Origin of the sequence: Pseudomonas sp. HMWF032 (assembly GCF_003060885.1) — a bacterium.
In the GTDB taxonomy this organism is placed as follows: Bacteria; Pseudomonadota; Gammaproteobacteria; order Pseudomonadales; family Pseudomonadaceae; genus Aquipseudomonas.
On sequence record NZ_QAIG01000005.1, the window covers coordinates 728,410 to 747,266 of the forward strand.

Consider the following 18,857-nt stretch of genomic DNA (forward strand, 5'->3'; position numbering starts at 1 on the left):
TATCTGTGCCTTGGCCGTGGGCATCAAAGCGCTGCCCTACAGACGTGGCGATCGCCGCGCCTGCGGGGCTGCGCACAAATCAATGCAGCTTGAGGCGTGGCTCGGTGCTGCGGCCGATACGGTCACCTAGCATCATCAGCAAGGTGCGCGTCATGCCGTACAGGGCGACCTGGTGCATGCGATAGAGTGATACGTAGAACATGCGGGCCAGCCAGCCTTCGAGCATAACGCTACCGGTCAGATTGCCCATCAGATTGCCGACCGCCGAGAAGGTCGACAGCGAGATCAGTGAGCCGTAATCGCGGTAGCGGTATTCCGGCAAAGGCTTGCCCTCGATACGCAGCTTCAACGATTTGGCCAGTAGAGACGCCTGTTGGTGCGCGGCTTGTGCGCGCGGCGGTACGTTGCGGCCCTCGCTACCCGGTTGCGGGCAGGCGGCACAGTCGCCAAAAGCAAAGATATTGTCATCCTGCGTGGTTTGCAGCGTCAGGCGCACCTGCAACTGGTTGATGCGGTTACTTTCCAGGCCATCCAGGTTCTGCAGAAATTCTGGTGCGCGAATACCGGCCGCCCAGACTTTCAAGCTGGCTGGGATGATCTGGCCCTGGGTGGTATGCAGCGCTTCAGCCGTCACCTGGCTGACGGCGGCGCCGGTGAGCACTGTGACGCCCAGTTTTTCCAGGGTCTGATGCACGGGTTGGCTGATGCGTTCAGGCAAGGCGGGCAGCACCCGTGGGCCGGCTTCGATCAGGGTGATGCGCATGTTTTCCGGGCTGATCCGGTCCAGGCCATAGGCGGCCAGTTCGTGCGCGGCATGGTGCAGCTCGGCGGCCAGTTCGACCCCAGTGGCGCCAGCACCGACGATGGCAATATTGATCAGTTCAGTGGTTTCGCTCTGGCTGGCATGGGCGCGCAGGTAGTGACTTAGCAGTTGGCTATGGAAGCGCTCGGCCTGCTCGCGGGTATCGAGGAACAGGCAGTGTTCCGCTGCCCCGGCGGTGCCGAAGTCATTGGTGGTGCTGCCCACGGCCATCACCAGGCTGTCATAAGTCAGCTCGCGTGCCGGCATCAGCACTTGGCCGTGATCATCCCGTGTGGCGGCCAGGCTGATGCGTTTTTCCGCACGGTTGAGGCCACTCATGCGTCCCAGTTGGAACTCGAAGTGATTCCACTTGGCTTGAGCCACGTAGTTAAGCTCGTCGCCGGAGGAATTCAGCGAGCCTGCGGCCACTTCATGCAGCAGCGGTTTCCAGATGTGCGTCAGGTTGGCGTCGACTAGGGTGATTCTGGCCTGGCCACGCTTACCCAGGGTTCTACCCAGGCGGGTAGCAAGCTCCAATCCGCCGGCGCCGCCGCCGACAATTACGATTTGATGAGTCATCAGACACGCTCACAAGGCTTTTAAGGAAGGGCAGTGAGTCGGTGTGGGCGAGCGCCAAGCAGCTCATAGCACCAATCGACTCAGAAGACGGCTCAGTACCCCGAGGCCAATCACTACGATCACGATGATCAGCAGCAGTCTCCAGACTTTGAACGGCTGGCGCTCAACCTGATGCTGTGGCGCGCTGAGGTACTGGTCGACGCGTTTCTGATCATCGGGATTCAGGCGACTGGACATGGTGGCCTCGAACTTAATATGAAGGACAGCCCGGTTAATGGCGGGCAAAGGTCGGGCATTCTAGCTGCGTGGCTTATAAAGGCTCAACGCGCAGGCCGTCATTCAGGCGAATAATGCCGCCTTGCAACACGCGTGCAGTAATTCCGCCATGGCCACGCATGGCTTGAAAGGTGCCGAGCCCCAGGCGTGCTTCCAGTTTTGCACAAGGTTGGCACCAGCCAGTGGTCTCCAGTATTGCCTGACCGAGGCGAAAGCGCCGCCCCTTGAGGCTGAACAGGTTGATACCGCTGATGGCGATGTTGCGGCGTAACTCAATGGGGCTGATGGGGGTTTGTGTTGGGCGGCCCATCAGTGCGCTGATGACGGCCAGGTGTTCCCATTGAATTAATGTCACCTGGCGGGCGTTCCGGGGGCCGGGGCGGCTGTGATCGCCTGTGAGTCCCGCCTCGCGACGCGCTTCGACGGCATCCAGTTCGATCATGGCTGCGCGCGAGCTGGGGCGCACGCCAATCCAGCGCACACAACCTTGCTGCGGCACTGCGGCAAGCAGCTCCTGTAAGGGGCTCACAGGCTGATTCCTACATCAAAGAGTACGGATCGGCCGAGGTTGTTGCGTAGAAAGCCCGGTGCATCCGGGTGAGCGAAGAGTACGCGGGCAAAGGTCGGGCCGACGAGTGACAGCGAGCGCCAGCCCTGGCGGAGAAATTCGGTCGGTGGCGGAAAGTGGCTGTTGAAGTCCGGTACTGCGCGTTTGAGGTTAACGTAGGCGAGCAGATCCAGTTCGCCCAGGTCGAGGCCACGCTCTTGGTAGTTGTGGGCTTTCTTGCGCAGTGTCGGCGTCAGGCGTTGCTGCAGTTCGCTGGCACCAATACGCCTGGGTTTGGCCTCGCGGCGTACCAGTTGACTGAGGGAGAAGGCGCTGCGCCGGCGTTCCAGTTCGGCGCGCCACTCGTCATTCAGCCGCCGGCCCTCGTCAAGAACGAAGAACACTTCAAAGCTGGCATCGCGGAACAGCACGTCTGGCGGTTCATGGCCCGCCGCATTGAACTCATCGAGGCGGTGGCTGACATTCAGGGCCTGCAACAAACGTTGGCAGACCCAACGCTCGCGCTCCCATTTGCGGGCGTTGGAGAGAAAGGCGTTGGCCTGTTCGGCCTGGTGCGTCAGCAGGCGCAGGTAGTCGGAGTCATCCATGGCTTCAGCTTAGCGTGCCTGCCTGGCGTCGTGGTAGCCCTCTGGCCTGCTTGTTCCTGGCTTTTCATGCGCTGCGCTGAGCGTGAAGGTAGACTGCGCAGATTCACCTCAACGGTGTGGAGTGACTCAGGATGATTGCTGCGCAAGTGTTGTCTTCGACCAGTCTGCTGCTGGGGTGGCTAATTTATCTACCACTGTTGTGCTGGGCTGTCTGGCGTGCGCCTTGGGTCGAGCTGTGCACGGATCTGCGTCGTCAGCACCTGCTGGGTGGTACGGCGTTGGCGTTGTTTCTGCTTTGGCTGGTACGCCGGGATTTCGACTCAGGCCTGTCTTACCACTTTATTGGCATGACTGCGGTGACGTTGCTGCTGGATTGGCCGCTGGCCATGTTGGCGGGGTTGGTGGCTCAGTTGGGGTTGCTGGCGCTGGGGCGGCAGGATTGGGTCGCGCTGGGCGTCAACGGTGTGCTGCTGGTGGTGATTCCGGTCTGGGTTACCGAAGCCTGCGCCCTGTGGGTTGAGAAGAAACAGCCGCGTAACCTGTTCGTCTACATCTTCTGCAGTGGCTTTTTCGCCGCCGCTCTGGCGACACTGTTGTGTATTGCCGCGGCTTTTACCCTGCTCTGGCTGGATGGTTTGTTCCCAATGCCGCCCTGGCTGGAGGACTTTATCGGCTACCTCTGGCTGGTGATTTTCCCCGAGGCTTTTATCAACGGCATGCTGGTTACGGCGCTGGTGGTGTTCTACCCGGACTGGCTGGAAACCTTCAACCGCACGCGTTACTTGGCTGCACCATGGAAGGATGACGATGCGCCACGCTGATGGTGTTGCCTTCACGGCAGTGATCCGCCCGCGTCGTTTGATGCAGATCAAGCTCTGATAGTGGGCGTGAGCGATGCTGATGCCATCAATCAGGAGGGCGAAGAATGGGTGTGCATCAGTGGGCCAGGCAAGAGGTCGAGCGCAGTTTACAGGGCGTTGATGGCCAGGGGTTTGATCAGCCCATGGCGCTGCGGGCGTTGCTCAGTGCTGTAGTCGAGCGCAGTCGCAGTGGTCGCAGTGCTGCGGATCTGGCCGCAGAGCTGCAGTTTCTCGCGGACAATCTGGACGATGAACGCGATTACAGCTTTATGCGGCCTTGATGATCAGTGTTGGCGTGGCGGCAGCTCGCCAGAAAACACGTCATCTTCCAGCGGGTCGCCAGCGATTGCATGCTCTTCCGCTGCCCAGGCGCCGAGGTCAATCAGCTTGCAGCGTTCAGAGCAGAAGGGGCGACTTGGGCTTTGCGGGCCCCATTCAACAGGTGCCTTGCAGGTCGGGCAGGCGACCAGGGGTAGGGTGCTCATGTTTGGCCTCCGCGTAGGGTCAGGTAATAGCGATGCAGACGTTCAACTTCAGCCTGCAGCCAGGACAGGTCACGATCATTGAGTAGCACATCATGGGCATGGTATAGGCGTTCGTCGCGGCTGGCTTGGGCTTTGAGAATGGCCTGCACCTGCTCGTTGGAGCTCTGATCGCGGGCCATGGTGCGCGCTACCTGCAATTGTTCAGGCGCATCCACCACCAGTATGCGTTGGGTCAGTCGGTGTTGGCCGGACTCAACCAGCAGCGGCGAAACCAGGATGGCATAAGGTGATTCGGCGCGTGCCAGGTACTGCATGATTTCCTGACCGATCAGTGGGTGCAGCAGCGTTTCCAGCCAGCGTCGCTCGGTGCTATCGGCAAAAATTCGCTGACGCAGGGCGCTGCGGTCGAGCTGGCCGTCTGCTTGCAGCACATCGCTGCCGAAGTGCTCGACAATCTTGGCTAAGGCTGGTTTACCAGGCTCGACCACCCAGCGCGCGGCATGATCAGCGTCGACCAGGTGTACACCCAGATCGATAAAGTGCTGCGCGGCCGCGCTTTTGCCGCTGCCTATGCCGCCGGTTAGGCCAAGAATCCAGGGTTGTGTGCTCAAGGTGCGCGCTCGTGTCGGTCATCTAGGGGCGCGATTGTAGTGCAGGCGCTTGGTTGGTGGCGAACAGTAGGAACGGGCCATGCCCGCGAAAGATATGGGCGTATCTACAGGCTCGCTGGACTGCGATCGAAAATCGTAGCCGGGATGTGATCCTGGGGGGGCGGATTGCATCCCGGCTACGTCCGTAGGAGGGCTTTAGCCGCGATAGCTGTTGAACCGCTCGCCGCTAAAGCGCCTCCCACTGCCGGTGGTTTGATTAAAACCCGGCAACCTGCAGGTAGCTTGAGGTGATCTGCTCACCCCACAGCAAGGCAATCCAGCCGGCAATCGCCAGGTAGGGTCCGAATGGAATCGGTGTGCTTGTTTCGGCATTGCGCATGCGCAGCATGATGATGCCGAGTACCGCCCCCACCAGCGATGACAATAGAATGATCAGCGGTAAGACCTGCCAACCACCCCAGGCGCCCAGCATGGCGAGTAACTTGAAGTCACCATAGCCCATGCCTTCCTTGCCGGTGACCAGCTTGAATAGCCAATACACCGACCACAGGCTCAAGTAGCCCGCAATTGCACCCCAGAGTGCATCTTCCAGGCTGGTAAACAGGCCAAAACTATTGACGATCAGCCCCAGCCACAGCAGTGGCAGCACCAACGAATCCGGCAGCAGTTGATGGTCGACGTCAATCAGGCTCATCGCCAGCAAGCCCCAGGTCAGCAGCAACATCCCGCCAGCATGCCAGGTAAAACCAAAATGCCAAGCCACATACGCCGACAACAGGCCACAGGTTAACTCCACCGCCGGGTAGCGCATACTGATCGGCGCTTTACAGCTGGAGCACTTGCCCCACAGAAACAGGTAGCTAAACAGCGGAATATTTTCCCAGGGCTTTATTTCATGGCTGCAGTGTGGGCAGCTGGAGTTAGGCAATATCAGGTTGAAGGTTGTTGTCTGGGGCTCCGCAGGCAGTTCCAATATCTCGCGAGCCTGCTCGCGCCAATCGCGCGTCATCATGACTGGAAGGCGATAGACCACCACGTTGAGAAAGCTGCCGATCAGCAGGCCAAGCAAGCCTGCAGACATGACGATGACGAGTGAGGAGGTGCTTAATAATGAGAAGTTATGCATTAACCTATGACGCCACCCAGGCTGAAAATCGGCAGGTACATGGCAATGATTAATCCGCCGACCAAGATGCCCAGCACGGCCATAATCAATGGCTCAAGCAGTGTGGTCAGGTTATCCACCGCATTATCCACTTCCGCCTCGTAGTAGCTGGCCACTTTATCCAGCATGGCGTCCAGTGAGCCTGACTCCTCGCCGATAGCAGCCATCTGCACAGCCATAGCAGGGAAAATATTTGTATTGCGCATGGCAAAGTTCAGTTGCATGCCGCTGGAAACGTCTTGTTTGATGCGATTAACAGCGGTCCGGAATACGACGTTACCTGTTGCGCCAGCAACCGAGTCAAGAGCTTCAACCAGTGGTACACCGGCGGAAAAAGTAGTGGCCAGTGTGCGCCCGAAGCGCGCAACAGTGGCCTTGAACAGAATGCTGCCAACGATTGGGAGCTTAAGTTTGGCTCGGTCGGAGGCATCGCGAAATTTTTCGCTTTTCTGATGCAGTGTTTTTAGTCCAAAGGCAGCGGCGAAAACTCCTAGAATAATCAGTAGCCACCATTTCTGCATAAACTCAGACATGCCGATGACCATCATAGTGAAGGCTGGTAGTTCTGCGCCAAAGCCGGCAAACACGCCTTGGAATGTGGGAACTACCTTAATCAAAAGAATGGCGCTCACAATAAACGCGACCACGATGACGGCAATGGGGTAGGTCATTGCTTTTTTGATTTTTGCCTTGAGTGCTTCGGTTTTTTCTTTATAGGTCGCAACCCGGTCCAGCAGCATTTCCAGTGCGCCCGACTGCTCGCCGGCGTCTACCAGGTTGCAATACAGGTCGTCGAAATGATTGGGGAATTTGCGCAGTGACGTCGCCAGGCTGTTACCGCCAGAAACTTCCTGCTTAACATTGGCGATGAGCGTCCGCATGTTGGGGTTCTCAAAACCCTCACCAATAATGTCGAAGGACTGCAGCAGAGGTACGCCGGCCCCCATCATGGTGGCCATCTGCCGCGTGAAGAGCGCGATATCCATGGGCGAAATCTTTTTCCCTGCACCGCCAAACAGCGACTTGGGTTTCTTTTTTACTTTGCTAGCTGCAATACCTTGCGTTCGCAGTTGAGCTTTGACCAAGGCCGCCGAAGTGCTGTTCACCTCACCTTTGAGCGTATTGCCTTTTTTATCTTTGCCTTCCCACTGGAACGTGCTGGGCTGAGTCGCTTTGGTGGCCATGGGTTAGTCCTTAGTGACGCGGTTCACTTCTTCGAGGCTGGTGACGCCTTGCATGGCTTTCAGCAGGGCTGATGTGCGCAGGTCGTTGAAGCCGTCTTTACGCATCTGGATGGAAATATCGATCGAGTTACCTTCCTCCATGATAATCCGTTGTAGAGAAGGCGTGTTTTTAACCACTTCATAAATACCGACACGGCCTTTATAGCCGCCATTGCAGCTGTCACATCCCACCGGACCATAAATCTTGAATTTACCGATTTGGTCTTCCGGGAAACCTTCTTCAATCAGTGTCTCTCGTGGCACCTGCACTTCTTTTTTGCAGTGATTGCACAGTTTGCGCGCCAGACGCTGAGCGATGATCAGGTTAACCGAGGTGGCGATGTTAAATGAGGGGACGCCCATGTTGCGTAAGCGTGTCAGGGTTTCTGCGGCGCTGTTGGTGTGCAGGGTAGACATCACCATGTGGCCCGTTTGTGCAGCTTTTACCGCGATAGAGGCAGTGTCCAGATCCCGGATTTCGCCCACCATGATGATGTCTGGGTCTTGGCGCAGGAATGATTTGAGTGCAGCCGTGAAGTCCATACCTTGTTTCGGGTTGACGTTGACCTGGTTGATGCCTTCAAGGTTGATTTCCACCGGGTCTTCGGCAGTGGAAATGTTCACATCAACGGTGTTCAGAATGTTCAGGCCGGTGTAAAGCGATACCGTTTTGCCGGAGCCAGTCGGGCCAGTCACCAGGATCATGCCCTGCGGTTGTTTAAGTGCCGACAGGTACAGCTCCTTTTGATCCTCTTCGTAGCCCAGGGCGTCGATACCCATTTGCGCGCTGGCCGAGTCCAGAATTCGCATCACGATTTTTTCACCCCACAGTGTGGGGCAGGTGCTGACGCGAAAGTCGATCGACTTGGTTTTGGAAATGCGCATTTTGATGCGCCCATCCTGGGGCTTTCGCCGTTCAGAGATATCCAAACCGGCCATGACTTTTAAGCGTGCGGAAATACGAGGGGCGAGCTGGATAGGTGGGCGGGCGATTTCCTGCAAGATGCCGTCCGTACGAAAGCGTACCCGGTAGGTTTTTTCGTAAGGCTCAAAGTGCAAGTCAGACGAGCCACTTTTAATGGCGTCCAGCAGCATCTTGTTGACGAAGCGCACCACTGGCGCGTCATCGCTGTCATTGCTGGTCGCGTTGTCATCCTTGCCTTCAGCTTCGTTTTCAAACTCCAGGCCTTCGTCCAGATCGATGTCACCCATGCCGGCCATGGTCTTGGTACCGCTGTCAAAATACTGATCAATGGCTGCATCCAGTCGGTCATCTTCGACCATCACCATTTCCGTGTTCATGCCGGTGCTGAACTGAATATCGGTAATGGCCTGTTGCTGGGTGGGGTCGGAAATGCCAATAAACAGCTTGTTACCGCGCTTCCACAGCGGAATAACGCGGTGTTTACGCGCCAGCTTCTCGCTGATCAGTTCTTTAGGCTGGGCTTCGCGATCAAGCGTCGCCAAGTCCAGGTGTGGAACGCCAAACTGCTCAGCGGCTTGCGCGGCAATCTGTCGGCTGTTGGCCAGCTTGTTTTGCACCAGGTAGGTGACCAGGGGAATGTTGTTGCGCTGGGCCTGCTGGGCCGCTTTGAGGGCGGTTTTTTCATCGATGATTTCAGCAAGCACCAGTTGGCGAGCCAGACCGGTTAAAGCAGGTGCGTCATTCATAAAGGTCACATCGAGAGCGCTAAAGTATCAGCAACTTATAAACGAGAAGCGGCGGCCCTGCCACTGTGCGCAAATGGGGTGACAAAAAACGTCGCTTTTTAACGCGAATTTCTGTGTCTTGGGGTGCCGTTTTGCTCAGAGGCCTGCAGTGCATGCGGGTGTAAAGGTTGGCACGCTATTTGATGACCTTCTTGCACGAGCCAACGGGCTACGTTAACTGTGCATTTCTAGGAGATCACCATGAAGTCGAACAAGAGCCAAAAGGGTTTTACCCTGATCGAGCTGATGATCGTTATTGCGATCATCGGTATTCTCGCTGCTGTTGCCATTCCTCAGTTCCAGGACTACCAAGCTAAGGGCTATGACAAGTCAGCTCAGTCAGATGCGCGCAATTTACTCACTGGCGCAATCGCTAATTCCAACTAACCCAAGGTGACTGAGATTATGAAAAAAATTATCGCTGCTTCCCTCGTTGCTAGTCTTTTTGCATCTACTGGCGTTTTTGCTAGCGGTGGCGGTGCCACCCCAACAGCTAAACAACTAGTTCCTGGCTATTTAGAGTTCAGGGCAGGTTCTGCCGCTAATATCAACTTAGCTGAGCAGTTTGCTGTGACAGCTATTGCGGGGCGTACTGGCTTTGTTAAAAACAATTTCGAGAGCACTTTGTCCGCTAACGTTGCGGCTGGTGTTAGCGATCTTGCGGCAACTAACCGTTTCGGTGCTGTAGCCGGCTCCAACAAAGGTTATGCTGTTTTCACTGGTTCTTCCGTTGGTGGTAGTGTAAGTCAGTGTGGTCCGCAGATTCTTAAAACCGTTACAAACTTGGCAGCCTCTGCTGTAGTTACTGGAACTCTGAACCTGGCCAACGCAAACGGTTGCGGTATTACTACGACGCCATAATTGTTTTTAGTTTTTAATGACTCCCCTTTTTTGGGGAGTCTTTGTTTCTGTTATGGATGAGTAAAGATGTTTGAGTTGGCAGCCTTGGGCGTACGGGCAGGAGTACGGGGGCAAGGGTTTCGTATCCTGCTGCTGATCACGTTGGTGCTGCTGGGGGCGGCGTTGCTGGCGGGCAATTTTTCCGGACGTCAGCCTTTGACGGTAGCCTTGGATGTGGGGCTTAGCGGGCTGCGTTTTGTATTGTTGTTAATGGCGTTGCTCTGGGTGCAGGATCTGTTAGCCCGTGATATTGAGCGCAAAACTATCTATTTTCTGCTGGCTTACCCGGTTACCCGTAGCCAGTTTCTGTTTTCTCGTTTTTTGGCTGTGGCGTTCTTAGGTGCCGGAGCTCTGCTTTTCGTTGGCTTTGCTTTGTGGTTGGTGTTGTACTTATTTGGTTCCAGCCACCCACAGTTGCAGCCTCCTGCGTTGGGCCTGCCCTATGTGATGGCACTGCTGGGCATCTGGTTGGACCTTTTGGTGGTGGCGGCTTTTGCCATATTACTGGCCAGTATTTCCACTACGCCTTATTTGCCATTGTTGCTGGGGTTTGCCTTTGCCCTCGCAGCTCGCGGGCTTGGTCCAACCATTAGCCACTTACGTAGTGCGCGATCTGATCCCCTGCATGAAGCTCTGTTCAGTCCGTTGTTAGAGCACGCCTACGCTTGGCTGCCTGACCTGTCGCGATTGGACTGGCGGGCGCTTTCGTTGTACGGCTTGACGCCTGATATGCCTGCAATGGCGTTGGCCGCGCTCAACGCCGTTGTTTATATCGCGCTGTTGCTAACGTTGGCTGCTGTGGTCTTTCAGCGGCGCAACTTCACATGAGTCTGTGGCGTCCATTACTGGTTGCTGCATTGTGCTGGGGCGCTTTTGCCTATAGCGGCCTACGTTTGCATGACTATCAACGCTTGGATCAGAGCCTTGAGGTGCTACGGGTACGCCTACCGCTGTTGGTGCAATTACTTTACTCAGGTGGCGACCCTTATCTGGCTGCAAATTTAAACGTGTTCCGTAGCGTAGTGGTCGATACGGGCGTGACTGAGCGAGAAACTTATCGTATTCAAGGGCAGTTGCAGATGGATGCTGCGCGCTTAAATCCATTACATGAAGACAATTACTACCTTGCGGCTGCAATTCTGCCTTGGAACGGTCAAGTTGAAGCGAGCCAGGATGTGTTGTTACCGGCCGCAAAGGCACGTAATTGGGATATGTGGCCAGCCTTTTATTACGCCTTTAATGCAATGTATTTTGAGCGCGACATGACTCGGGCTGGGCATTGGGCGGAGGTTGCTGCACAGCGCCATCCGCGTAATGCCCCAGCTTTGCGTAGCATGGCGGCGGCTTGGTATGAGCGTCAGAATGACTCGGCAGTGGCGCTGGATGTATTACGCAATATGCATACGCAAAGTAGAGATAAGGATTTTCGTCAACTCCTAGGTTGGCGTATTGCTCGCTTGGAAGGTTTGCTAGCGCTCCGTGCTGCATTGGCTGAGTATCGCAAACAGCATCAAGGTGAATTGCCAGCTTCTTGGGAGCAATTGATTGGCTATGGTGGGCTTGAAGTTTTCCCTGAGGACCCGCTGGGGGCGGGTTACACGCTGGACGCCAGCGGTGAGTTGCAGGTGGCCGACCATATCGACATACGGGCGCAAGAATGAATCTGGTTGAAGTGGCGGGTTTGATTAAACAATTCAAGCTCAAGGGGCGGGAAATCAAAGCCCTTGATGATGTGAGCTTTACAGTCGCAGCTGGCGAGTCAGTGGGTTTTATCGGCCAGAACGGTGCGGGTAAAAGTACGACGATCAAGATCTTGTTCGGCGCTATTCGTGCCGATACGGGCAATGCCTTGTTGATGGGGCGTTCTGCAGAAGATCCGCGTTCGCGGCAGGGTGTAGGTTACGTGCCGGAAAACCCCTATCTGTATGAGCAGCTGACGCCGCGTGAAGTGTTGTCCGCCGGTTTACGTCTTCATGGTATTCGTGGGGTGGAGAATACGCGTCGTGTAGCCCTTTGGCTGGATAAGCTGGGTATCGCCTATGCGGCAGATAAACGTATCCGCAACCTGTCCAAAGGCATGACGCAGCGCACGGCATTGGCTCACGCGTTTGCTATTCAGCCTGAATTGCTGGTGTTGGACGAACCCATGTCCGGTCTTGATCCTGTCGGGCGTCGGCAGGTCGCAGACTTGATGCAGGAGTACCGCCAGCAAGGTGGAACACTGTTTTTTTCCACGCATATCCTGCATGACGTTGAGCGCTTGGCGGATCGTTTTGTGATGATTCACAAGGGCGAAATTGTCGCCCAGCAGTCAATGGCGGAGATGTTGGCCAGTCAGAGCATGCTGGTCGTGCGTTATCACGGTGAAGTCGCGCTCGAGGGCTTCCGGCCGGATGCTCAGCAGATTTGGAAGGGATTGTGCCCGCGCAATGATCTGCCTGCGTTGTTGCAACGCTTGCAGGATAGCGGTGCGGTGCTGATTGATGCTCAGCCAGAAAGTACCCTGGAAAACGTTTTCGAAGGCTTGGTGCTCAAATAAGCGTGCAAGCTCCCTGTGCGGGCCGTCAGGTTGTTGCCGGGCCGCGGCTTGATTACGTGCCTGCATTGGATGGCCTGCGTGCCGTGGCCATTGGCTTGGTGATGTTGTTTCACGCCGGCGTGCCGTTGTTGCCTGGGGCAAACCTGGGTGTAGACATCTTTTTCGTTTTAAGCGGCTACCTGATTGGCCGGCTCTTGCTGGCCGAGTTTCAGGCTCATGCCGCTATTGATCTGCGTCGTTTCTATCGTCGTCGTCTTTGGCGGTTGATGCCGCCGTTGTTATTGCTGTTGGCGCTCTATGCTGCGCTGGCTCCTCTGGTCTGGCCGGATTATTACTTTCATCTGCGCGATGGGATTGAGCTGTTGCTCTATCTGGCGGATATCGCGTTGGTGTTTGGCGATGGGCCGCAGTATTTGACGCATGCTTGGTCGCTGGGTATCGAAGAGCGTTTCTATTTATTGTTGCCGGTGCTGCTTTTATTTTTGCTGCGGGTCAGCGACTGGCGTCGGCTTTGGCTCTTTTTTATGTTTCTGGCTCTACTCGTTACCCTGTGGCGGTTTTACTGGGTTCAGTTGGATGCCAGTGGGATGATTTATTATCGTTTTGATATGCGCCTCAGTGGCTTGTTGCTGGGGGTAATGGTGGCCTGGCTGCCGCCAGCTCGTTTACCGGATATGAGGCTGGTTGGGCGTGCAATGCTGCCGATGATGCTGGGTGTGCTGTTGCTGCTTGTGTTGCCGGAGCATGGGCAGGAGTGGCGCTTGGCCTACGGCCTGCCTATGGTTGAAGTGCTGACAGTCTTGGTCATTATTTGGGTGGTACAGCAACCAGATTGCGTGTTGGCCAGGGCGTTGAGTCGGCCGGTATTGGTTTATATGGGCAAAATTTCTTACGGACTGTATTTATTCCACTACCCGATCATGCAGTACTTCAAAGGCTTCCACTCATGGCCTTTGGTCGTACTTGGCGGTGTGCTATCGGCTGCCGTTTTGGCTGTATTGAGTTGGCATCTGCTTGAGAGGCCGTTGAGTAAGTGGCGTAAAGGCTGGTAGTTCAATCGACTGCTTTTGATTGCGCCATTAATAACTTCGCCTGACTGCGCGCTTTTGTTGAGCGTACGATACTTTCAATGCTGATTGGTGAGTGGCAAGGCTTACAGGCCTAGCCGCATTGATAAATCCACAGCCTTCACATCCTTGGTCAGTGTGCCAATCGATACATAGTCCACGCCCGTCTCAGCAATCGTCCGCAAGGTACTTTCGTTTACCCCGCCTGAAGCTTCGAGTTTGGCGCGGCCAGCGGTGAGGGTTACGGCCTCACGCATTTCATCCAAGTTCAGTTCATCCAGCATGATGATGTCTGCGCCTGCATCCAGCGCTTGGCGCAGTTCTTCCAAGCTTTCCACTTCAACCTCTACCGGCTTGCCTGGGGCAATCTGGTGGGCGGCGGTTACGGCTTGGGCGATGCCGCCGCAAGCGGCGATGTGGTTTTCCTTAATAAGGAAGGCGTCGTACAGACCGATGCGGTGGTTATGGCAGCCGCCCTGGGTGACGGCATATTTCTGCGCCAGGCGCAGGCCCGGCAGGGTTTTGCGGGTGTCGAGCAGCTTTACGTGAGTGCCTTGTACCAAGTCAGCATAGTGCTGGCAGCGGGTGGCGACGGCCGAGAGGGTTTGCAGAAAGTTCAGGGCGCTGCGTTCGCCGCTGAGCAGGGCGCGGGCTGGGCCAGCGAGTTCAAACAGGACTTGATTAGGTTCGGCGCGCTGACCGTCCTGAACATGCCAGTGCACGCTGACGCGGTCGTCGAGTTGGCGAAACACTGCATCCACCCAGGCGGTTCCGCAGATGACGGCATGCTCGCGGGTGATGACCTTGGCATGGGCCTGCCGCTCGGCGGGGATCAACTGTGCCGTGATGTCGCCGCTGCCGATGTCTTCTGCCAGTGCTCGGCGCACGTTGGCCTCGATTTCGTAGGCGAGGTCGGTAAGCGTGAGGTTCGGCATGGTGGGCTCCAGTCAGCGGGGTGCGCCGATTATAGGGTTTGGTAACCGTTTGCGCAGTGTTTGCAGCTGTTTACTGGGCGCGGGAACGCTATGCTGATGAGGTTTCGATGTTGCGAGTTCGTCTGCTGCTTAAGGCGAGTGTTGTTTTGGTCGCCTTTCGCTGACCGTTGGGAACCTCTGGCGCTGCATCTGTGATCTGGGTCATGTCTGGGAGAAAAGTCGGCTTGGTCTGCGCGTGCGCATCCCTATAATGGCTTTACTTTTTTAAATTGTTGACGCCAGGCCTTTGACGTTACGGATGACGCTCAGTTGATCGCTGTGCAGATCGGTTCGCCCAAGAGGGGCAGTCTGCAGGAGACTCGCAATGAAGACTGATGCGAATGTGGTTCACCTGAGCAAGGTGAGCCCTGAGCAATCGCCCACTTCACCGGTAGGAAGACTGCCTGTGGCGCTGACAAATGTGCGTGACAAAGCGGCGCAACAGCTCAAAGTAGCGTTGCAGGCGCTGTTCGACAATGCCGACGATACGCTGTTCGAGATGGCGGATCGGGCCACCAGCAACGCCGAGCAGAATGCCTTCTTTGAGGCGATGCGCGACCTGCGGTTGAAACGCAAGAATATCGAGCGTGGCTTCCTGCAGAAGGTATTTGAGGCCTTCGCCACCCTTAATCAGTACGAAATCGGCAAGCCGGCCCCCTTGGATGCGGTGTCATTCGAGACGCTTTCTCTGGTGCAGAATGATGCGCTGGAAGAGGCTGTGGCGCTGGACTCGATGGTTGCCAAAGTCATGAGCCGTGATGCTGCAGCGCTCGGCCACTTGACCACGCGCTTCAATGCCATGGTCAGCAAGAAACTGGATGACAAGAGCAACCCGGTCGGCCCGACTTGCCTGTGTGAGTTCTTTCTCGAGGCCTGCAGTAGCCTTGGCGTGGAAATCAGGGTCAAGCTGATCATTCTCAAACTCTTCGAGAAATACGTTCTTTGCGATCTTGATCAGCTCTACGGCGAGGCCAACCAGGCGTTGATTGCAGCCGGCGTTCTTCCCGAGCTGAAGTCTGCGCCCGTGCGACGCAATCCGTCGCGCACCAGTGCGCCTGTGGGCAGTGCCCGGCAGGATGCTGCGGCGGAACTGAGCGGTGAGTTTGCGGATGAGGGCGTGCAGGAGGTTTTCGGCGCGCTGCAGGAGTTGCTGTCTCAGGCGCGCGGAACTTTGATCCCGTCGCGCAATCGGCCAGCGGATGCGCTGCCCATTTCGACCAATGACTTGATGCGTCTTCTGTCGCATATGCAGCAGAAGGCGCCTGCACAGGCCAGTGATGACTTTGATCTGCGTGAGCAATTGGAGAGTTTACTGACGCGGGCCAGTGCCAAAGCCGGTAAGGCGCGGGTTGTCGGTGAGGTCGATGAAGATGTCATCAATCTGGTATCGATGCTCTTCGAGTTCATTCTGGATGACCGTACGCTGCCGGATTCGCTGAAAGCGCTGATCGGCCGTTTGCAGATTCCGATGCTCAAGGTCGCCGTGATCGACAAGACCTTCTTCAGTCGTGGTAGCCATCCCGCACGCCGTCTGCTTAATGAAATTGCCTCTGCCGCACTGGGCTGGGGTGAGCAGGACGATACGCAGCGTGACAGCCTGTATCAGAAAATTGAGCAGGTGGTACAGCGTCTGCTGAATGACTTTGTCGATGATCCTCTGATTTTCTCTGAGCTGTTGGCGGATTTCCTGGCGTTTACCGGGGATGAGCGTCGACGCAGTGAACTGCTGGAACAGCGTACCCGTGATGCCGAAGAAGGCAGTGCCAAGGCTGCGCTGGCACGTCGTGAGGTTGAGCAGGCGTTGAACGAGCGGTTGCTGGGCAAGACGCTGCCGGAAGTGGTGGTGCGTTTGCTGCAGGAAGCCTGGAGCAAGGTGCTGATGCTGACCTGCCTGAAGCACGGCGTTGAGTCAGCCGAGTGGCAGGCAGCACTGGCGACCATGGATGATCTGGTTTGGAGCGTTGAGCTGCACGAAGAGCCGGAAGCGCGCATGCGCCTGCTGGAGATGGTGCCGGGGCTGCTCAAAGCGCTACGCGAAGGCATGACGAGCGCAGCGTTTGATCCGTTCTCCACCGGCGAGTTCTTCAGTCAACTGGAGGCGCTGCATGTGCAAGCCTTCCAGCGCTTCAAGCGCAGTCTGCCGGAGGAAACCCCGGTGGCGGATGCCGAGCCACTGGTCGAGATTGATGAGCAGCAGCGTGCGGCACTGGCGGACGCCGGAATCGAACTGCCGCTGCTGGCGCTGTCAGCAGCCGAGGCTGTTGAAGAGCCGGCAATGGTCGAGGTGGTCGAAGAGATTATTCTGCTGGCACCGGGTGAGCTTCGTCCGGCTGAGCCAGAGGCCAGTCTGCCGGATGACGATGAGTCGCTGCAGCAGGTCGACAATTTGCGTGTCGGGAGTTGGGTCGAGTTTCAGGAAGACGAAGAGCATAAGCTGCGCTGCAAGCTGGCGGCGATCATCAAACCGACCGGGAAGTATATTTTCGTTAACCGTACGGGCATGAAAGTGCTGGAAAAAACCCGTATGGGCCTGGCTGTGGAGTTCCGTCGCAGTGCCATCCGCCTGCTCGATGATGCGCTGCTGTTTGATCGTGCGCTGGAGTCGGTGATCGGTAACCTGCGCAAGCTCAAAGGTGCTTGACGCGCGCCAGTAGTCGACAAAGCAAACGCCGCCGGGTAGTGCCCGGCGGCGTTTTTGTTTGTGTGGCTGTGGAGTGGCCTTGGCCTTGGTGCGGTGCTGCACTAGAGTGATGGTCTGTTCAAGGAGCTTTGTATGCAGCTGGACCCTTCCAGTGGGTGGTGTGACGGCGTCCGGCACTGCCCGTCCCCCAATTTCAATCAGCGTCCGCTGAATGAAGTGTCGTTATTGGTGATTCACAATATCAGCCTGCCGCCTGCACAGTTCGGCACGGGTAAGGTGCAGGCGTTCTTTCAGAATCGCCTGGATGCGCATGAGCACCCCTATTTCGCCAGCATTGCCAGCATGCAGGTGTCGGCGCATTTCTTTATTGAGCGTGATGGCGTGGTTACGCAGTTTGTCTCTTGTAATGAGCGTGCCTGGCATGCCGGGGTGTCGCGGTTTGCTGAGCGGGAAAACTGTAATGATTTTTCCTTGGGCATAGAGCTGGAGGGTACAGATGATCTGCCGTTCACGTCCGTTCAGTATGCTGCACTGATTAAGCTGACTCAGCAGCTGCAGGCGGCCTACCCGGCCATCACCCTGGAGCGGATCTGCGGTCATAGCGACATTGCTCCAGGGCGCAAGACTGATCCCGGGCCGGCATTCGATTGGGCTACGCTGCGCTCGGGCCTGCAACAAGACAAGGAGCTGATATGAATTTTCTGGTGTTGCTGCTGGTGTTATGGGTCGAGAAATTTTCGGCCTGGCGTAGTCGTATCCAACAAGACGGCCCCTGGTTACGGCTGCTGGCTGCCATGGAACGCCATGCATTAACGGTCTCGCAGCCTTGGTTGGCGCTGGCGGCAGTGGTGGTGCTGCCGATGGTGGTGTTGGGTGTGTTACTTATGATGCTAGAGGCAGTGGCTTACGGTTGGCTGGCCTTCCCGCTGCATCTGTTAGTGGTGATCTACAGCCTGGGCCGCGGCGATTTGCTGGCAGCACTGGGGCCGTTTCGCGACAGCTGGCGGCGGGGTGATGCTGAAGCGGCTTATCTGGTGGCTCGGCGTGACCTGGCGCTGGAGGCCGATGACGAGGGCGAGTTGTTGCAGCGTGTGCAAGGGCATCTGGTGTGGCAGGCCTACCAGAGTTTCTTTGCGGTGATCTTCTGGTATGCGCTGCTCGGCCCTTTGGCGGCGCTGGCTTACCGCCTGGTAGCCCTGAGCAGTGAGCAGGCGACTCAGCCCGCCTTGCGTGAAGCCGCCGTACAGATCCGCCATTGTTTTGACTGGTTACCGGTGCGGGTGCTGGCGGCCAGTTTTGCTCTGGTGGGCAACTTTGCCGGTGTCAGCCGCACCCTGCTGCACGAGCTGCTCAGTTGGGACATTGGTGCGGCTCAGTTGGTGATCATCACTGCGCGGGCGGCTGGCGAAACGCCGGAGCCCGTGATCGGTGAGGCTGGCGTCAGCACGTTGGACGGTCTGTGGCAGCTATTGGTAAGGGCCGCAGTGCTGTGGTATGCGGTTTTTGCTGCCTGGACGTTGCTTATCTGAGGTCGTCATTCCACAACCAGGCGGCCCCGCGCACCCCGCTGGAGTCGCCATGGCGGGCCTGCAACAGGCGTGTGTTGACCTGGTCGGAAAACACGTAGCGTGGCAGCAACGGCAGGACTTGCTGATACAGCTCGGCCGTATTGGACAGGCCGCCGCCCAGCACAATGGCATATGGATCGATCAGGTTGATCACTGACGCCAGGCCGCGCGCCAGCTGATCGCAGTAGCGGTTCAGCGCTTGTTGCGCGGCCTGGCGTCAGTGATCAACCTGATCGATCCATATGCCATTGTGCTGGGCGGCGGCCTGTCCAATACGGCCGAGCTGTATCAGCAAGTCCTGC

General features: G+C 56.8%; 23 protein-coding genes. 12 read left to right on the forward strand and 11 right to left on the reverse strand.

Going from position 1 to position 18,857, the window contains the following annotated elements; translation table 11 throughout:
* Positions 1-79: 79 nt before the first annotated feature.
* The 4 genes from DBR00_RS06105 to DBR00_RS06120 all read right to left on the reverse strand — a co-directional run bounded on the left by DBR00_RS06105 (position 80) and on the right by DBR00_RS06120 (position 2,812).
* A complete protein-coding gene (locus tag DBR00_RS06105; RefSeq protein WP_108486927.1) occupies positions 80-1,381 on the reverse strand; it encodes an NAD(P)/FAD-dependent oxidoreductase in 1,302 nt (433 codons plus the stop codon).
* Positions 1,382-1,444: 63 nt separating this feature from the next.
* Complete coding sequence (locus DBR00_RS06110) at positions 1,445-1,618, reverse strand: DUF3094 family protein (protein ID WP_108486980.1); 174 nt, start codon at positions 1,616-1,618, stop codon at positions 1,445-1,447.
* A gap of 73 nt (positions 1,619-1,691) precedes the next feature.
* Entirely contained in the window at positions 1,692-2,186 is a 495-nt protein-coding gene (locus DBR00_RS06115) for an MOSC domain-containing protein (protein ID WP_108486928.1), read from the reverse strand.
* Complete coding sequence (locus DBR00_RS06120; protein ID WP_108486929.1) at positions 2,183-2,812, reverse strand: DUF1780 domain-containing protein; 630 nt, start codon at positions 2,810-2,812, stop codon at positions 2,183-2,185. Before DBR00_RS06120 ends, DBR00_RS06115 begins: the two co-directional genes overlap by 4 nt.
* 131 nt (positions 2,813-2,943) lie before the next feature.
* Here DBR00_RS06120 and DBR00_RS06125 point away from each other — a divergent pair, with 131 nt between their 5' ends.
* A complete protein-coding gene (locus DBR00_RS06125; RefSeq protein WP_108486930.1) occupies positions 2,944-3,633 on the forward strand; it encodes an energy-coupling factor ABC transporter permease in 690 nt (229 codons plus the stop codon).
* Between the two features lie 104 nt (positions 3,634-3,737).
* Positions 3,738-3,953 carry a hypothetical protein gene (locus DBR00_RS06130; RefSeq protein ID WP_108486931.1) on the forward strand — a complete coding sequence of 72 codons (216 nt, stop codon included), beginning with the start codon at positions 3,738-3,740 and terminating at the stop codon, positions 3,951-3,953.
* 3 nt (positions 3,954-3,956) lie between these two features.
* Here the strand turns inward: DBR00_RS06130 and yacG are convergent, their stop codons facing one another.
* The 5 genes from yacG to pilB form a co-directional block, all read right to left on the reverse strand.
* The gene (gene yacG / locus DBR00_RS06135; protein WP_108486932.1) at positions 3,957-4,157 is read right to left on the reverse strand and encodes a DNA gyrase inhibitor YacG; all 201 of its coding nucleotides are present in this window, start codon (positions 4,155-4,157) and stop codon (positions 3,957-3,959) included.
* On the reverse strand, positions 4,154-4,768 hold the full coding sequence (gene coaE, locus DBR00_RS06140) for a dephospho-CoA kinase (RefSeq protein WP_108486933.1): 615 nt from the start codon (positions 4,766-4,768) through the stop codon (positions 4,154-4,156). Before coaE ends, yacG begins: the two co-directional genes overlap by 4 nt.
* Before the next feature lie 256 nt (positions 4,769-5,024).
* A complete protein-coding gene (locus DBR00_RS06145) occupies positions 5,025-5,849 on the reverse strand; it encodes an A24 family peptidase (RefSeq protein ID WP_371920620.1) in 825 nt (274 codons plus the stop codon).
* Positions 5,850-5,893: 44 nt separating this feature from the next.
* Positions 5,894-7,117 carry a type II secretion system F family protein gene (locus tag DBR00_RS06150; RefSeq protein WP_108486935.1) on the reverse strand — a complete coding sequence of 408 codons (1,224 nt, stop codon included), beginning with the start codon at positions 7,115-7,117 and terminating at the stop codon, positions 5,894-5,896.
* 3 nt (positions 7,118-7,120) lie between these two features.
* Complete coding sequence (gene pilB / locus DBR00_RS06155) at positions 7,121-8,827, reverse strand: type IV-A pilus assembly ATPase PilB (RefSeq protein ID WP_108486936.1); 1,707 nt, start codon at positions 8,825-8,827, stop codon at positions 7,121-7,123.
* 240 nt (positions 8,828-9,067) lie between these two features.
* On the opposite strand from pilB, the gene DBR00_RS21265 reads away from it, so the two are divergent.
* From DBR00_RS21265 to DBR00_RS06180, 6 genes are all read left to right on the forward strand, one after another.
* A complete protein-coding gene (locus DBR00_RS21265) occupies positions 9,068-9,253 on the forward strand; it encodes a type IV pilin protein (RefSeq protein ID WP_108486937.1) in 186 nt (61 codons plus the stop codon).
* Positions 9,254-9,271: 18 nt separating this feature from the next.
* Entirely contained in the window at positions 9,272-9,727 is a 456-nt protein-coding gene (locus DBR00_RS20525) for a hypothetical protein (protein ID WP_146180670.1), read from the forward strand.
* 66 nt (positions 9,728-9,793) lie between these two features.
* Complete coding sequence (locus tag DBR00_RS06165; protein WP_108486938.1) at positions 9,794-10,594, forward strand: ABC transporter permease; 801 nt, start codon at positions 9,794-9,796, stop codon at positions 10,592-10,594.
* Positions 10,591-11,427, forward strand: a complete 837-nt coding sequence (locus DBR00_RS06170; protein WP_108486939.1) for a hypothetical protein — start codon at positions 10,591-10,593, stop codon at positions 11,425-11,427. The genes DBR00_RS06165 and DBR00_RS06170 overlap by 4 nt, the downstream gene beginning before the upstream one ends.
* The gene (locus DBR00_RS06175) at positions 11,424-12,305 is read left to right on the forward strand and encodes an ABC transporter ATP-binding protein (RefSeq protein WP_108486940.1); all 882 of its coding nucleotides are present in this window, start codon (positions 11,424-11,426) and stop codon (positions 12,303-12,305) included. Before DBR00_RS06170 ends, DBR00_RS06175 begins: the two co-directional genes overlap by 4 nt.
* Before the next feature lie 65 nt (positions 12,306-12,370).
* Positions 12,371-13,357: an acyltransferase gene (locus tag DBR00_RS06180; RefSeq protein WP_146180671.1), complete on the forward strand. Its 987-nt coding sequence runs from the start codon at positions 12,371-12,373 to the stop codon at positions 13,355-13,357.
* 101 nt (positions 13,358-13,458) lie between these two features.
* On the opposite strand, the gene nadC is transcribed toward DBR00_RS06180, so the two are convergent.
* On the reverse strand, positions 13,459-14,307 hold the full coding sequence (gene nadC / locus DBR00_RS06185) for a carboxylating nicotinate-nucleotide diphosphorylase (RefSeq protein ID WP_108486942.1): 849 nt from the start codon (positions 14,305-14,307) through the stop codon (positions 13,459-13,461).
* Between the two features lie 364 nt (positions 14,308-14,671).
* On the opposite strand from nadC, the gene DBR00_RS06190 reads away from it, so the two are divergent.
* The 3 genes from DBR00_RS06190 to ampE all read left to right on the forward strand — a co-directional run bounded on the left by DBR00_RS06190 (position 14,672) and on the right by ampE (position 18,516).
* The gene (locus DBR00_RS06190) at positions 14,672-16,987 is read left to right on the forward strand and encodes a DUF1631 domain-containing protein (RefSeq protein ID WP_108486943.1); all 2,316 of its coding nucleotides are present in this window, start codon (positions 14,672-14,674) and stop codon (positions 16,985-16,987) included.
* A 132-nt stretch (positions 16,988-17,119) separates the two neighbouring features.
* Positions 17,120-17,683 carry a 1,6-anhydro-N-acetylmuramyl-L-alanine amidase AmpD gene (gene ampD, locus DBR00_RS06195; protein ID WP_108486944.1) on the forward strand — a complete coding sequence of 188 codons (564 nt, stop codon included), beginning with the start codon at positions 17,120-17,122 and terminating at the stop codon, positions 17,681-17,683.
* Positions 17,680-18,516: a regulatory signaling modulator protein AmpE gene (ampE, locus tag DBR00_RS06200; protein ID WP_108486945.1), complete on the forward strand. Its 837-nt coding sequence runs from the start codon at positions 17,680-17,682 to the stop codon at positions 18,514-18,516. The genes ampD and ampE overlap by 4 nt, the downstream gene beginning before the upstream one ends.
* On the opposite strand, the gene DBR00_RS20765 is transcribed toward ampE, so the two are convergent.
* Positions 18,509-18,709, reverse strand: coding sequence for an ROK family protein (locus DBR00_RS20765; protein WP_256582939.1), 201 nt, complete (start codon positions 18,707-18,709; stop codon positions 18,509-18,511). The two genes, ampE and DBR00_RS20765, sit on opposite strands and share 8 nt — an antisense overlap.
* Positions 18,710-18,775: 66 nt before the next feature.
* Between DBR00_RS20765 and DBR00_RS20935 the strand changes: the two genes are divergently transcribed.
* Positions 18,776-18,857 (forward strand): hypothetical protein (locus DBR00_RS20935; RefSeq protein WP_256582970.1); only part of this gene is annotated, 82 nt, incomplete at its 3' end.